The organism is Vibrio pectenicida (assembly GCA_024347015.1).
GTDB classification, from domain to species: domain Bacteria; phylum Pseudomonadota; class Gammaproteobacteria; order Enterobacterales; family Vibrionaceae; genus Vibrio; species Vibrio pectenicida.
Genome location: AP024890.1, coordinates 924,384 through 938,043, shown reverse-complemented (window position 1 = coordinate 938,043; position 13,660 = coordinate 924,384). Strand labels below are relative to the sequence as shown.

Sequence of the window (13,660 nt, the reverse complement as noted above, 5' to 3'; positions counted from 1 at the left end):
CGAAAATAAAAAGCGCTTCAAAAAGTGAAGCGCCTTAATATAGATATAACTTTTAAATTATTTTGATGTACGGAACTCAGCCACCGCTTGGTCCATGTCACCAGCTTGGAGAGAAAGCTTATCAACCTCTCCAAGGCAATTTTGCGCTGAGTGCATATTACCTTCTGATATGGTATTTAACTCAGTGATAGAATCACTGACCTGATTCATAACACTTCCTTGTTCTTCAATCGCAGAAGCAATCCGCTCCGAGTTAGCTTGAATATTAGTCATGTCAGTAATTATTTGGCCGAGACTATCATCTAGTGTTTCTGATGCAGTTAATGTTTGCTGTCCTTGTTCATTACATTGATCAATATTGGTAACAACCGTAGCCATCTGAGTCTGAATATCTGTTACAACTTTGGTAATTTCCTCAGTTGATTGGTGTGTTCGACTTGCCAATGCTCGAACTTCGTCTGCCACTACAGCAAAGCCTCGTCCTTGCTCCCCAGCACGAGCTGCTTCAATTGCAGCATTCAAAGCTAGTAAATTTGTTTGCTCTGCAATACCTTGGATGATATTTACAGCATCTCCGATTTTATCGACATGGTTGTTTAGCGAACTGATAGATCCCTGACTGTCGGATAGAATTTGAGATAACTCGCCGATGTTCCTTACGGTTTCCTCAACGACTGAGCGTCCATTCTTCGCATTGAGGGAGGCTTGATGAACCCCTTCAACAGCGACAGCTGTGCTCTCTGATATCTCATTAATGGTCGATACCATCTCTTGTACTGAGATAGTCATAGTTGAAGTGTGGTCCGCTTGAACATGGAACTGTTTAATTACACTTTGCAATTCGTTATGCATGCTTTGTGTACTTTGAGATAACTCTGATGACTTGGCTTGCGTGCCAGAAATAAGCGCTTCAAGTTTATCAAGTAAACGATTAAAGTAAGTACCTATCGAAACAAGCTCATTATTGCCTTCAAGTTGTGAACGTAAGGTAACGTTATTAGATTGAGCAATTTCTTGAATGATGTTTAGTAGAGCAGCTACTTGTTGATTGATAGAGCGAGATATCTGGAATATAAACCCAAGAATAAATATCATTACAGCGATACTAACACCTTGTTTAGTAGCTATTAGACTTTTTTGAGTTGCTTCACTTTGTTCCGCCAAAGCAGCAGCGAATGTATTGAACTGCTTTTCAACACTATGTGATAAGCCTCTTACTTCACCTAAGATACCTTCATTATACTTGAGGCCAATTGCTTGTTTCTGAGCCACTACATCTTTTGCTGCTGCAAGTACTTGGGTGGAGTTATAGGGTAATAGATTTTCTTTAACTTCTCCTCCCGCTACACCAGTTTCAAATTCAAGTAAACTCACTAATTGATCACTGGATAATGATGGTTTAATCGAAGAAAGCGCATTATTTAAATTTCCTCGTAGTTTTTCATCGGGCTTTAACCCCAGTGTGTCATACGCATTTACTAACTTGGTAAAACCAGTCTGATATTTCAAGATATCTTCTCTTACAGAATCACTGGACGGTAAGTCGTTTGAATTTAATACCGCAGAAAGCTCGGATTCTAAGCCAAGGAAAATATCCATATTCTTGCCAAATTTATCCAGATATTTCATATTACTGCGTAATAAAAAATCTTTTTCATTACGTCTCAAATTGAGCAGGCGAATTTCAAGTTTTGCTACTAACAAAGTTGCTTGATTGAGTTGATCAGAGGTTTGAGCAAAGTGAGAACTTGTCAACAGCAACGAAGCAACTCCGAGAATAGCGACTGCACCTAATGAATATAGCTTATTCTTAATATTCATGTGAATACCTAAATTAATGACTGAGCGAATGGTAACAACTCTATGAATAATAGTTGCTAATTATAGATATATCAATTATGCATACTTTAGCTATGCTGAATCGGAATAAATGGGAATAAACGATTGATATAAATCAAGCTAACAAGGTAGGCGGTGCTTACTTTTCAAAATAGCAGTGTACTAAGTGAAATTTTACCACAGAGAGCCGTATAAAACCGCTCTCTGTGGTATGGCCATTAACGATCCCAGTATGTTTCTTCTAAGCTATCTTCTCGTTCAGGAAGTGCTCTTGAAAGTCGAGGAGAGTGCTGTGTTAAAACCTCATAGCTAACACGATTTGCATATTTACAAATCTGAGAAAGAGAGGAGTAGGTTAGGTATGGGCAATCATGCTTAGAAGAATTTGGGACATTCATCTGATGGTGACTGTTAGCTGCCATGTCATGTAAAAGTGCCGATAGGGCTGCATCTCCTGCGCCGTTGGTATTTTTTATTTCTAATGGACCACCTAAGTAAGGGCCGATATGTGAATATACTTTTAGTGGGGTTTTACAATCACTTTTACGCATCGCACGGCTAAACTCGTACTTATTAAACTCAGCAATATTACCAGGTAATAGAGGGAGCTCCGTTGTACGTTTTACTGAGTCTTCGGTATATCCTGCCATATATAAACCGACTGGCCCAGCGGTACATAACACAAGATCAACCCATTCTAATGCTTTGTCTGCGGCAAGGAGAGGATCTTTTACGCCGGTAAGTGCTTCCCCTTCCTCTTCATTCATGGCGACGATTGAAATATTTTCTTTGATGTAGTTTTGCCACCAATCAGCATTACTCTCGATGACCCACTTTGTTCCTAAAGTTAATACTACAGGCACATTTTTAGACTTTGCAATTTCAATCGCCCTAGCTACCGCTTTTGGCATCGGGTCTTCGGGTTTTCCTCTCATCAAGTAAGAAGAAACGATTAGGGCAGAGGCTTTATCAAATACTTCCTCAGGGATACTATCCGGACGAAGTTTATTCATATGCCCTTCATTTATCGCAAAGGTACGTTCGCCATCTTTCGAGATTAGTGTATAACAGCGCCCAATCGAGCCTTCAACCATTTGAAGATGGTTAAGGTTCATACGGGAGGACGTTCTACATAAGTAACGATAAGCAAATGAACCAACCTCGATATTTTTAGACATTACACCTAGCAGAACAGACTTACTGTCAGCAAGTACTGAGTAATTGTGTAATGTGTTACCTATTGTATCGCCTGGATATTGGTGTGTGATCAATTCTCGGTTGATCAACTCTTTATACAGTTCATCCGCCTTGCTTTCTTCAACAACCAAAGAATGTCCTTTGCTTAGATCATATTTGGCAAGGAAGTCATCGTCTACACGAGCTTCAATATCAACAATTGTCTGACCTACACCAACTATAATCGGACGAAAAAGCTTTGGTGTCTGCTTCATTTGGTTGACAAGTGGATCTCGAGCGTGAGTGGGGAAGTAGTGCTTAGATTTACGTTGTCCAGGAAATTTCATCTTTTGAGCAGGGTTGGAAATTTTGGCGCATCTTATCACATTCTAATAGGATTGCTTTTATTTTATTTACATCAAGCTGGGCCAAATTTAAATACTTGGCCCTTGTGCTTATTTTGTTTTTTCAGAGACTGAATAAGCCTTAGTTTCCCACAATGGCACTGTAGACAGGCTGTGCTTGAAGCTACCTTCGGTTTCTTTAGTTGTGTAAGACAAATAGAGTAACGTTTGATTTTCTGAGTCGTAGATACGTCTAACTTTCATTGACTTAAAGAAAATACTTTTAGACTTTCTGAATACAACCTCACCGGATTTACTCTTATCAATTTTATCGATCATATCTGCAGTAATATCACCGGTTTGTCGACATGAAATAGAACTATCACTAGGGTCGGCCAAACTGAAATCGGCTTCTACAGAAGCTATGTGGCAGGTTACACCTGTCACAATATCATCTTTAAGGTTTTCTATTTTGATGTCTTTTAAGGTAAATAAGCCTAGGCTAACATCGCCCACTTCATTGTTGTCACATGCTGTCAGACCGAGTGAAAGCATGGTTATTGATGCAACTTTTCTTAACATAATTTTATCTGCTTAAATTATCTTCTTGATTCTATGAATTAGAACAGTTTGGCAAAGAATATGCTAGTTTGAAGCTTTAGATGTAATTAAAAACACTTGTTACGTCATGCTCTTGTCGCTAAGCTTCACCTCATGTCTGCTACTGAGTCTTATTCAGCTAATATATGAACCACACATTAAATGAGATCATTAAAATCAAAAACCAATGGTTCAGCCAGCATGTTGATGTTGACTTTCCAACTAAAGAGAGCTTGTTAGGCAGAGCGTTATTTTTATCTGATGCCAATAATCGTACTAGCTATCAATTAAAAGTGCTGCCAAATATTAATTCAGAATATGCGGAAGACGGAATTTTTAAAGTGGATTTTCACCGCTTAACAGTTATATTTTCGTTGCTACAATCCCAGCGCTGGGGCAGTTCTACAGATCAGGCTTTTGTGGTGGAGTTCTTAAGTCAGATTATATTTTCTCCGCCTTGTGATCTTTATGTGGGTTTTCTTCAAGGCGAACCAGCGGCAGCGGCCGTCGTGACCAAATATGGTAACTCTTTACTTGTTTCCGACATTGTTACAACTTCTTCTAACCATGAGTCATTTCTTTCAACCCTGCTTAACCATTCATCGTTAGCCATTGAAAAATATTCTGATATCTATATTGAGCCCCATAGAATATAAATTACTTTTACCTAACCAACTGTACGTTCAGACAGATAAGCTTGATAGTCTGGTATTTCAATGCAAACCTCAGACTCTATTAAATCTGATGCTATGAGAAAATTTGCCGTGGCGCGGTTGGCTGCGACGGGTATGTTCCAAACACTTGCAATGCGAAGTAATGCTTTTACATCTGGATCATGTGGGACGGCATTAAGAGGGTCCCAAAAAAATATAAGCACATCAATTTTACCTTCTGAGATCAGCGCCCCAAGTTGCTGATCTCCACCCATAGGTCCAGAAATCATACTTTTAATCGCTAATCCTGTCGATTTACTAAGCATCGCTCCAGTAGTACCAGTAGCGTAAAGAGTATGGTTTTTAAGTTTTACTTTATACTCATTGACCCAGCGCAGTAACTCAGGTTTATAATTATCATGAGCGACTAGGGCTATGTGCTTGTACTTAGGCATGATACGCGTGGTTTTTTTCATGATATGTTTCCTAATCGCTGATGTAAAAAGTTGGACGATACTCGGAGGGAGACAAAGATTCTGATATAACAACCGGATCTAAATGTTCGGGTGTGAGTGCTTTGATGTCAGGGGTTTGTTTTAATTGATATGGTTGACCCCTTAAATAGTGCACAGCTTGCTGAATAGACATTCGTCCCTGCTGTACCATTTTATCAGTTGGAGCAAATTCTACACGTTGACGTAGTAGCCCACGATAAACTCCATGACTTAAATAGGTTGCAATTAAACCAATATTATCGGCTTTATTGGCAGTGCGCAGTTCACTTATCGCAGCTTCTATTGCAACTGCGCTACCCACTATATAATCAATATCATTACTCTCAATGGCTTTCTGGACCAAGTTACGCTGTAACTCCTTATCATTGTCTGCCCAGTAAGATTCGACTATTTGAACATCACTGTTTTCAATTTCACTCCGCAATCCTTCCATAACAGGCATGGTACCACCACTAGATTTAGGGCCAAGTAACAATGCGATATTGGTTATCCCTGATCCTTTAGGGTGCTTATTTTTGAGATATTGCCCCACATAGCGTCCCATCAAATTCCAATCGACTCCCACCTGGCCTTTTAGTTGTTGAGCATTTTCTTCTAGTGTCAGTGCATTGACAATTGAAAATATTGGTATTTTGCCAATAAGTTGATTTATATTGTTTTTATAAAGATCGGGACCTACAGTACCTAAAATTATTGCATCAGAATTCCAAAGACGACAATTTTCGATCTGCTTTTGCTGCTTTTGTTTGTTAGGGTAGCCTCCTGCTTCGAAGACTTTCAGTTCGACTCCAAGTTTAGTTGCTTCGTTTACCATGCCATAATTAACTGATAGCCAGTAGGAATCTTTAAGGTGCGGGTACAAGACGCAGAGTTTGATTGGACTCTCTAAAGCAGATGCTAGATTCGACCACATTGGTATTAGAAAAAGCGTAACGGCCAAAGTTCGTTTAAAGGAGAAAACTGAAAGCATGAGATATATCGTTACTAATAAGTCCATAAACACTGCAGAATATAGCCTATTATCAACGAGCAAAGAAGTGTAGTTGCTAAATGTTGTTAGAAAAGGCCAGTATAGGTAAAAAATTATTATTTGCGTTTGTTGCTATGGCAATGTTGGTGTTGATTTCTGCTGTTATTGGAGTCATGGGCTTCTCTTCGGTCGCTAAAACGGAACGGCAAGTGGTAAACTCAGCGCTACCTTCTATGATCGAAGCAAGGCAAGTATCTGAACTAAGTGCGCATATCATTTCCTCAGTTCAAACGCTCTCCAACGCTAAAACTGAGCAAGAACGACAACAATCTGGAAAAATTCTATTTACTCAATTAGAAAGGCTATTATCTCATACTAAGCAATTAGGTTCCGATTCCTTTGATTCGACATTACTTGTTAGGCTAGAAAACGATCTTCAAAGAATTATTAACACTTTGGGTGAACTCGGGCTCGTCGTAGAGGAAAAACTGTTTTTTGAGAAAAAGCTATCCTCGATAACAGAGGTGTTGCGTGAGCAAGCATCAGAGCTTGAACTTCTCACCGGCACACAAGTTTCTAATACAAGTACCAATGCTGTAGCTAATGTCACTCAGATTTATAACTTACTTGAAGCTAACCAAACAGAAAAGGTATATCAAGCACTAGATACGTTAGTAGAAGTAGACTTAGACCGTTCAGAGCGATTACACGAATTACATTTACTCGCATTTAAAGTGTTGAATCATATTGAGGAAACCAGAACAACTTCTAACATCGATCGAATTTACAGTATTGAGAAAGAGTTTCTATATAACCTAGATATAATGCAACGCCGAGTCAAAACAGTAGAAGACCCCACACGTTCTCGTCAGATGGCTGAGTTATTGAATCAATTAGAGCAAGGAAGCGTTGTTTTCGAGTTCTTAGCTCAACGTTATCAGAGCGAACATTCCGCACAAATACTACTGCGAAATACATTGATCCAATTTACTGATTTAAATAGCACAGTAGCAAAACTAATTGATGACTCAAACCAAGCTACGAATCAGTCAGTCGAAAAGCTGCATACAACATTGCAGTACTCACAATTAAGCTTGATTATAATAACGGTCGCTGGGATGCTGATTGTTGCCATAATTCTCTGGAAACTAGTTTATATCTCAGTGATTAAACGATTAGCAGAATATTCCTCAGCTTTACTTTCAATAGCTAAAGGTCATCTAAACATTGATATTCATGTAACAGGAAGCGATGAATTAGCTGATATGGGAAGGGCTATTGTTGATGCACGAGACACAGCGAAATCACTTAAAGTAGTCGCAGAAAGTGAAACTCAAGCTAAGCGAGACTTACAACAACATAAAGAGCATCTAGAGGAAATTGTTACTGAAAGAACCCATCAACTAGAAAATGCCAATAAACGCCTTAATCAAGAAGTTGTAAACCATGAAAAGGCCAGAGCTTTAGCTGAACAAGCCAACCGAGCAAAATCAACATTTCTGGCGACTATGAGTCATGAAATACGCACACCACTAAACGGTGTACTTGGAACAGCTCGGTTATTAAAAGACACAATTCTTACATCTAAACAAAGTCATTTTGTCGAAGTCATTAATCGAAGTGGGTCAACATTACTTGCAGTTCTAAATGACATTCTTGATTATTCAAAAATTGAAGCGGGTTTTTTGGAAATCAGGCCTACTGACTTTTCAATTCATGCCGTGATTGAAGAGGTTAAACAGTTACTAGATAGTAAGGCACTTGAAAAGCACATTGATATCAGAACTTCAATTGATAACTCCGTCAATCTTTACCTGTACGGCGATGTTACCCGTATAAGTCAAGTATTAACAAACCTAGTAAGTAATGCGGTTAAATTTACTGAATATGGACACATAGATATCTGTATAGCTCCAGATCCTCTGCATCCAGATAATATATTATTTGTGGTTAATGATACTGGTATTGGAATTGATAAAAATGATCAAAAAGCACTTTTTGATGCCTTCACTCAGGCATCAGGAGCAGTTCAATCAAAAGGTGGAACAGGGCTGGGTTTAGCCATTAGTAAACGGATTGTGGAAGCCATGGGTGGCACATTACGACTAGAGTCACAAGTCGGTAAAGGGAGTCAGTTTAGTTTCAGCATCTTTTTACCAAATGGAGAAAAAATGCTACCTAAACAACCTATATCTGGAGAAAAATATCCAGCTAGAGTGCTGCTTGTCGAAGACAATCCAGTAAATAGTATGGTTGCGGAGGGTTTTTTAGAAAGCTTAGGGCATTATATCGAAATCGCACCCGATGGCAGCTCAGCCCAAAAATTATATAAACAGGGTAGTTTTGATATCGCATTGGTGGATATAAACCTTCCAGATTGTAATGGCGTAGAACTACTAGTAATACTAAAACAACTTAAAAGGGACACTGTAACTAAGATGATTGCTGTATCAGCCCATGTATATAAAGAGGAAGTGCAGGGCTATCTAACGGCAGGTTTTGATGGTTTTCTCCCTAAACCCTTAGATAAAGATGCATTAGCTGAGATGATAGAAAATACTATGCTAAGTCAAACACTAACACGGCAGAATAACCATAGATTGCAAAATGAACTATCTGCAGATAGCGTTATTAATCCTAAAATAATAGAACAAGATGTTTTAATTTTAGGGTCTAAAAAGATGAGAGAAATCATAGAGATATTTGATGATACTGCAAATTCAATATTGAGTTCGCTACAAGATGCACTTGATGAAACAAACTCAAAGCAAGTAAAGGCGCTAGTGCATAAGCTGAAGGGCTCTGCAGGGAGTTTAGGCCTCAACGCACTTTGCGAAATATGCGTAAGTATTGAAAAATCTGAGCATCCAATAGAAGCGTACCGGCATACCCAATCACAATTGTTAACCATGATTCAACAGTCAAGCGAAGCGCTGCACCAAATAATAAATGAAACGTCTAAATAATGTTAAATTAGATGATTACCAGTGAAATTAAAAAAGCAGCGAATGCTGCTTTTTTAATAAATTTACGCAATCGCATTTACAAGTATTTGCCGACTTGCTTCAAGAGAGATTGCTTGGTTTTCGCCGAGGGCACCCATGCCATGTAACTCTAACTGGCTAACAACAGTATCGATTGCTTGTTGTTTGTTATTTCCATGTTCCGTCAACTTTGTTGAAACCTTCATCTCTTGGTAGAAACTTTCTATTGCATCAATTGTACGTTCAGCTAAATCTTCAGATTGCTCTAAGCCAAATACATTGATACCCATTTGTTCAAGCTTCGAGCGCTTATATTGGAGTTGATTACGTAACAGTGAAGGTTGCACTATTGCCAATGAGCGGGCATGATCAACTCCCCATAAAGCAGTCAGTTCGTGACCTATCATATGAGTGGCCCAATCTTGAGGAACACCGCTACCTATTAATCCATTTAGTGCCTGATTTGCTGACCACATAAGGTTTGCACGCCACTCATCACTATCACGCTGGTCAAAATTTTCACCTAGTTTTCTTAATGTACTTAGTAAAGTCTCTGCATAACCATCTTGAACCATTGCACCATGAGTAGTCGTTAAATACTGCTCGCATACATGAACCCAAGCATCAACAATACCATTTATTAATTGTTTTTCAGGTAGCGTTTTCATTACATCAGGATCCATCACAGCAAATTTAGGCTGCACATGTGGACTCATAAAAGATAACTTGTCCTGTGTTGCTGCTTTGGTGATTACAGCTCCCATATTGGACTCAGACCCAGTTGCAGGCAATGTTAAAACTGCCCCAAGAGGCGTCGCATCAATAACTTGGTGGCTACCAGTTAGTATATCCCAGCCATCACCATCATATTTTGCAGCAGCTGCGACATACTTTGAGCCATCAATAACCGATCCTCCACCGACAGCAAGGATAAAATTAATACCTTGCTGCTTAACGATGTTGACGGCCTTATCAAGCGTTTCAATTGTTGGGTTGGCTTCAACACCGGAGAATTCTATCCATTGGTGATTTTTTAATGAGGCTAGTACCTGATCGTACACGCCATTTCGTTTAATAGAACCACCACCATATATCACCAATACTTTATCTTCTTGTGAAATTGATGACCGTAATGATTGAATTTGACCTTGCCCAAAGACTATTTGAGTATGGTTAACATAACTAAACTGCATTGTCATTCCTCTTCTACTGGTAATAAAAGCATATTGCTTCAGCCTTCTCTCGGGCTATGAGTGCATATTAGTATTTTATTATGCGAAAAAAAATCGTTTCCGAATTTTCTTGAGAATATAAGCGTCATTTTAATCAAACACCTACTGATTTTTAAAACTAAAAAAATGGGCCGGATTGCTGCCAATACATAAGGTTTTAAGTTTATTTTTCAAAAGTGACACAATGTTCTCGTCGCAAATTTACTGCTGAAATATTGCACTTAAATCAAAAAAACTGCGAGTTGTTTTATAGATATAACATTTATATCTATACAATATCGTGTTCTTACCTAGAGTTATTTCACAACGGAATTTAAGTTGTCTTATGGATAAAAACATCAGCTAATAATATTAAAACAATAACTTAAAGGATAATTAGAATGCATTTATCGGTATCAAGAGCCCAAAGGCACTTGTTTAAACTCAGTCTGCTTAGCGCTTCATGTCTGGCTGCTTTCCAAAGTTACGCAGCAATTGATTGCACACTTTTAGATAACTGGAATGTGGCAACCGTCTACACAGGTGGGCAGAAAGTTCAGCAACAGAGCTATGCTTATCAAGCAAATTACTGGACAAAAGGGGACTCACCAGAGACTCACTCCGGAGAGTGGTCGCAATGGAAGAAACTTGGAAACTGTGTCGGGGATAGCAATAAAACGCCTAATGTTGGATTGACGTCACCAAAACCTTCAGATTCTATAGAAACGGGCGAGGTTGTCATGATCTCTGCCGATGCAAGTGATTCAGATGGAAAGGTTGAGAAAGTCGTCTTTTCTATTGATGGACAAAGTTTGGGCGAAGATAAAACCAGACCTTATTCAACAACTTGGAATGCGATAGCCGGCAATCACAGTATTACTGCTATTGCCTATGATGACAAAGGAGCCCAAAGTACCATAAGCACCATAATCATTGATGTTAGTGACGCACAGCCAGGCAATGAGCCACCAATTATTGATCTAACTTTATCAGCTAACAGCGTTGATGTGGGTGATACGGTAACGTTTATATCTGGTGCTACAGATAATGATGGCCGTGTTGAACAAGTTGAGTTTTACGTTTCTGGTCAGAGAGTTGGAGTCGTGACCAGCTTGCCTTATACTCTTGATTACAGAGCTTCTGCTACGGGCATTGTGCCTATCGTAGCGAAGGCAATAGACAATCAAGGCGCATCTTCGAGTTCATCAGTGATGCAATTAGAAATAAAAGATGCCCCAACGGTTTCTTCTTGTCGTCCTGATGGTTTATACCAAACGGCTAGCGTCAATGTCCCGTACTGTACAATATATGACGAAAATGGGCGTGAAAAAATGGGTACTGACCATCCACGTCGTGTTATTGGTTATTTTACAAGCTGGCGCTCAGGAGATGATCCACAAACCTCATACCTAGTTAAAGATATTCCATGGCAGCATTTAACACATATTAACTATGCATTCGTAAGTATTGGGTCAAATGGCAAGGTCAATGTGGGTGATGTTAATGACCCCAATAATGTTGCAGTTGGAAAAACGTGGCCTGATGTGGATATTGATCCCTCTCTTGGCTTTAAAGGCCACTTCGGAGCACTAGCAACATACAAACAAAGGCACAATGTAAAAACGTTGATCTCTATTGGTGGTTGGGCAGAAACTGGAGGTCACTTTGATAAAGACGGCAAACGTATTGCAGATGGTGGTTTTTACACTATGACAACCAATTCCAGTGGTTCTATAAACCATGCAGGAATAGAAAAATTTGCAAATTCTGCCGTTGAAATGATGCGAAAATATAAGTTTGATGGCCTGGATATTGACTACGAATATCCTACATCAATGGCAGGTGCTGGTAATCCAGATGATAAAGACTTTATGGAACCAAGGCGTAAGCATTTGTGGGCTTCGTATCAAGAACTCATGAAAGTTCTACGTAACAAATTAGACAAAGCTTCAGCTCAAGACGGTATACATTACATGCTGACTATTGCAGCCCCTTCATCGGGCTATTTATTGCGTGGCATGGAATCTTTTGATGTGACTAAGTATCTAGATTACGTCAATATAATGTCTTATGACTTGCACGGAGCTTGGAATGATCATGTGGGTCACAATGCGGCATTATACGATACAGGTAAAGACTCGGAACTGATACAGTGGAACGTTTACGATACCGCAGCATATGGGGGAATAGGTTACCTTAATACAGACTGGGCTTACCACTATTTCAGAGGTTCGATGTCAGCAGGTCGTATCAACATAGGTGTCCCATACTATACACGAGGGTGGCAAAGTGTCCTCAATGGAAGCAATGGGCTTTGGGGAAGAGCTGCATTACCTGATCAAACCCTATGTCCACCTGGCACTGGTGAAGGTGAGAAAAATAATTGCGGTCACGGTGCAGTAGGTATCGATAACATGTGGCATGACAAAGACATCAATGGTAATGAGATGGGGGCAGGTTCAAACCCAATGTGGCACGCCAAAAATCTAGAAAATAATATTTGGGGGTCATATTCTTCAGCATATGGACTTGATCCCACAAATGATCCAACTGATCGTTTAACTGGCAGTTATACGCGCCACTACGATAGCGTCGCAGTTGCACCTTGGCTGTGGAATGATGAAAAGCAAGTTTTCCTATCCATGGAAGATAAAGCTTCAATTGATATTAAAACTGATTATGTAGTAGATAAAGAAATTGGTGGCATTATGTTTTGGGAGTTAGCGGGCGACTATAGCTGCTATTTATTAGATAAACAGGGCACAAGATCTGGAATCGATAACTCAGAACAGTCTTGTGTATCGGGTCAAGGGGAATACCATATGGGTACCACAATGACCAAAGCAATTTATAATAAGTTTAAATCTGCGACGCCATACGGAAATAAACTATCTACTAGCCCAATTGCGACACAAGCTCTTGACATCGCCGTGAAGGTTTCAGGCTTCAAAGTAGGTGATCAAAATTACCCTATTAATCCCAAAGTCACCTTTATCAATAATAGTGATCAAGAATTACCAGGAGGCACTGAGTTCCAATTTGATGTACCAGTATCAACCCCCGATAATGTCAAGGATCAATCTGGTGCTGGTTTATCAGTCATTTCTTCTGGGCACACACGTCCCAATAATATTGGTGGATTAGATGGACCGATGCACCGAGCATCTTTTACTTTACCTAGCTGGAAGAACTTACCTATTGGAGGAGAGTATGAACTTGATATGGTATACTACTTACCGATTTCTGGGCCAGCTAATTACAGTGTGAAAGTTAATGGTGTTGATTATGCCTTTAAATTTGAGCAGCCTGATTTACCTATCGCTAGTCCGATTATTGATCAATATGATAAGTGATTGATCCATTAGGGT

8 protein-coding genes and 1 pseudogene are annotated in these 13,660 nt (G+C 39.4%); 3 read left to right on the top strand and 6 right to left on the bottom strand.

What is annotated here, in order from left to right:
* Positions 1 to 57 precede the first annotated feature (57 nt).
* From OCV27_RS19200 to OCV27_RS19190, 3 genes are all read right to left on the bottom strand, one after another.
* Positions 58 to 1,821 (bottom strand): methyl-accepting chemotaxis protein, encoded by a 1,764-nt coding sequence (locus OCV27_RS19200; protein ID WP_125323166.1) that lies wholly within the window; start codon positions 1,819 to 1,821, stop codon positions 58 to 60.
* Between the two features lie 236 nt (positions 1,822 to 2,057).
* On the bottom strand, positions 2,058 to 3,362 hold the full coding sequence (locus tag OCV27_RS19195; protein ID WP_125323165.1) for an inosine/guanosine kinase: 1,305 nt from the start codon (positions 3,360 to 3,362) through the stop codon (positions 2,058 to 2,060).
* Between the two features lie 108 nt (positions 3,363 to 3,470).
* Positions 3,471 to 3,941 carry a CreA family protein gene (locus OCV27_RS19190; RefSeq protein WP_125323164.1) on the bottom strand — a complete coding sequence of 157 codons (471 nt, stop codon included), beginning with the start codon at positions 3,939 to 3,941 and terminating at the stop codon, positions 3,471 to 3,473.
* Positions 3,942 to 4,105: 164 nt separating this feature from the next.
* Between OCV27_RS19190 and OCV27_RS19185 the strand changes: the two genes are divergently transcribed.
* Positions 4,106 to 4,615 (top strand): flavodoxin, encoded by a 510-nt coding sequence (locus OCV27_RS19185; RefSeq protein WP_125323163.1) that lies wholly within the window; start codon positions 4,106 to 4,108, stop codon positions 4,613 to 4,615.
* 11 nt (positions 4,616 to 4,626) lie between these two features.
* Here OCV27_RS19185 and OCV27_RS19180 read toward each other — a convergent pair whose 3' ends face one another.
* The gene (locus tag OCV27_RS19180) at positions 4,627 to 5,088 is read right to left on the bottom strand and encodes a methylglyoxal synthase (protein ID WP_125323162.1); all 462 of its coding nucleotides are present in this window, start codon (positions 5,086 to 5,088) and stop codon (positions 4,627 to 4,629) included.
* A 10-nt stretch (positions 5,089 to 5,098) separates the two neighbouring features.
* Complete coding sequence (gene torT / locus OCV27_RS19175) at positions 5,099 to 6,124, bottom strand: TMAO reductase system periplasmic protein TorT (protein ID WP_420919491.1); 1,026 nt, start codon at positions 6,122 to 6,124, stop codon at positions 5,099 to 5,101.
* 53 nt (positions 6,125 to 6,177) lie between these two features.
* Here torT and torS point away from each other — a divergent pair, with 53 nt between their 5' ends.
* Positions 6,178 to 9,063 carry a TMAO reductase system sensor histidine kinase/response regulator TorS gene (gene torS / locus OCV27_RS19170; protein WP_125323161.1) on the top strand — a complete coding sequence of 962 codons (2,886 nt, stop codon included), beginning with the start codon at positions 6,178 to 6,180 and terminating at the stop codon, positions 9,061 to 9,063.
* Between the two features lie 62 nt (positions 9,064 to 9,125).
* On the opposite strand, the gene OCV27_RS19165 is transcribed toward torS, so the two are convergent.
* Positions 9,126 to 10,274, bottom strand: coding sequence for an iron-containing alcohol dehydrogenase (locus OCV27_RS19165; RefSeq protein ID WP_125323476.1), 1,149 nt, complete (start codon positions 10,272 to 10,274; stop codon positions 9,126 to 9,128).
* Positions 10,275 to 10,693: 419 nt separating this feature from the next.
* Between OCV27_RS19165 and OCV27_RS19160 the strand changes: the two are divergent.
* A pseudogene (locus OCV27_RS19160) lies at positions 10,694 to 13,612 on the top strand (chitinase C-terminal domain-containing protein); the annotation flags it as partial.
* Positions 13,613 to 13,660: the final 48 nt, after the last annotated feature.

Coding starts and splice junctions, on each gene's coding strand:
- OCV27_RS19200 (WP_125323166.1), bottom strand. CDS start 1,821: ATGAATATTAAGAATAAGCTATATTCATTAGGTGCAGTCGCTATTCTC.
- OCV27_RS19195 (WP_125323165.1), bottom strand. CDS start 3,362: ATGAAATTTCCTGGACAACGTAAATCTAAGCACTACTTCCCCACTCAC.
- OCV27_RS19190 (WP_125323164.1), bottom strand. CDS start 3,941: ATGTTAAGAAAAGTTGCATCAATAACCATGCTTTCACTCGGTCTGACA.
- OCV27_RS19185 (WP_125323163.1), top strand. CDS start 4,106: ATGAACCACACATTAAATGAGATCATTAAAATCAAAAACCAATGGTTC.
- OCV27_RS19180 (WP_125323162.1), bottom strand. CDS start 5,088: ATGAAAAAAACCACGCGTATCATGCCTAAGTACAAGCACATAGCCCTA.
- torT (WP_420919491.1), bottom strand. CDS start 6,124: ATGGACTTATTAGTAACGATATATCTCATGCTTTCAGTTTTCTCCTTT.
- torS (WP_125323161.1), top strand. CDS start 6,178: ATGTTGTTAGAAAAGGCCAGTATAGGTAAAAAATTATTATTTGCGTTT.
- OCV27_RS19165 (WP_125323476.1), bottom strand. CDS start 10,274: ATGCAGTTTAGTTATGTTAACCATACTCAAATAGTCTTTGGGCAAGGT.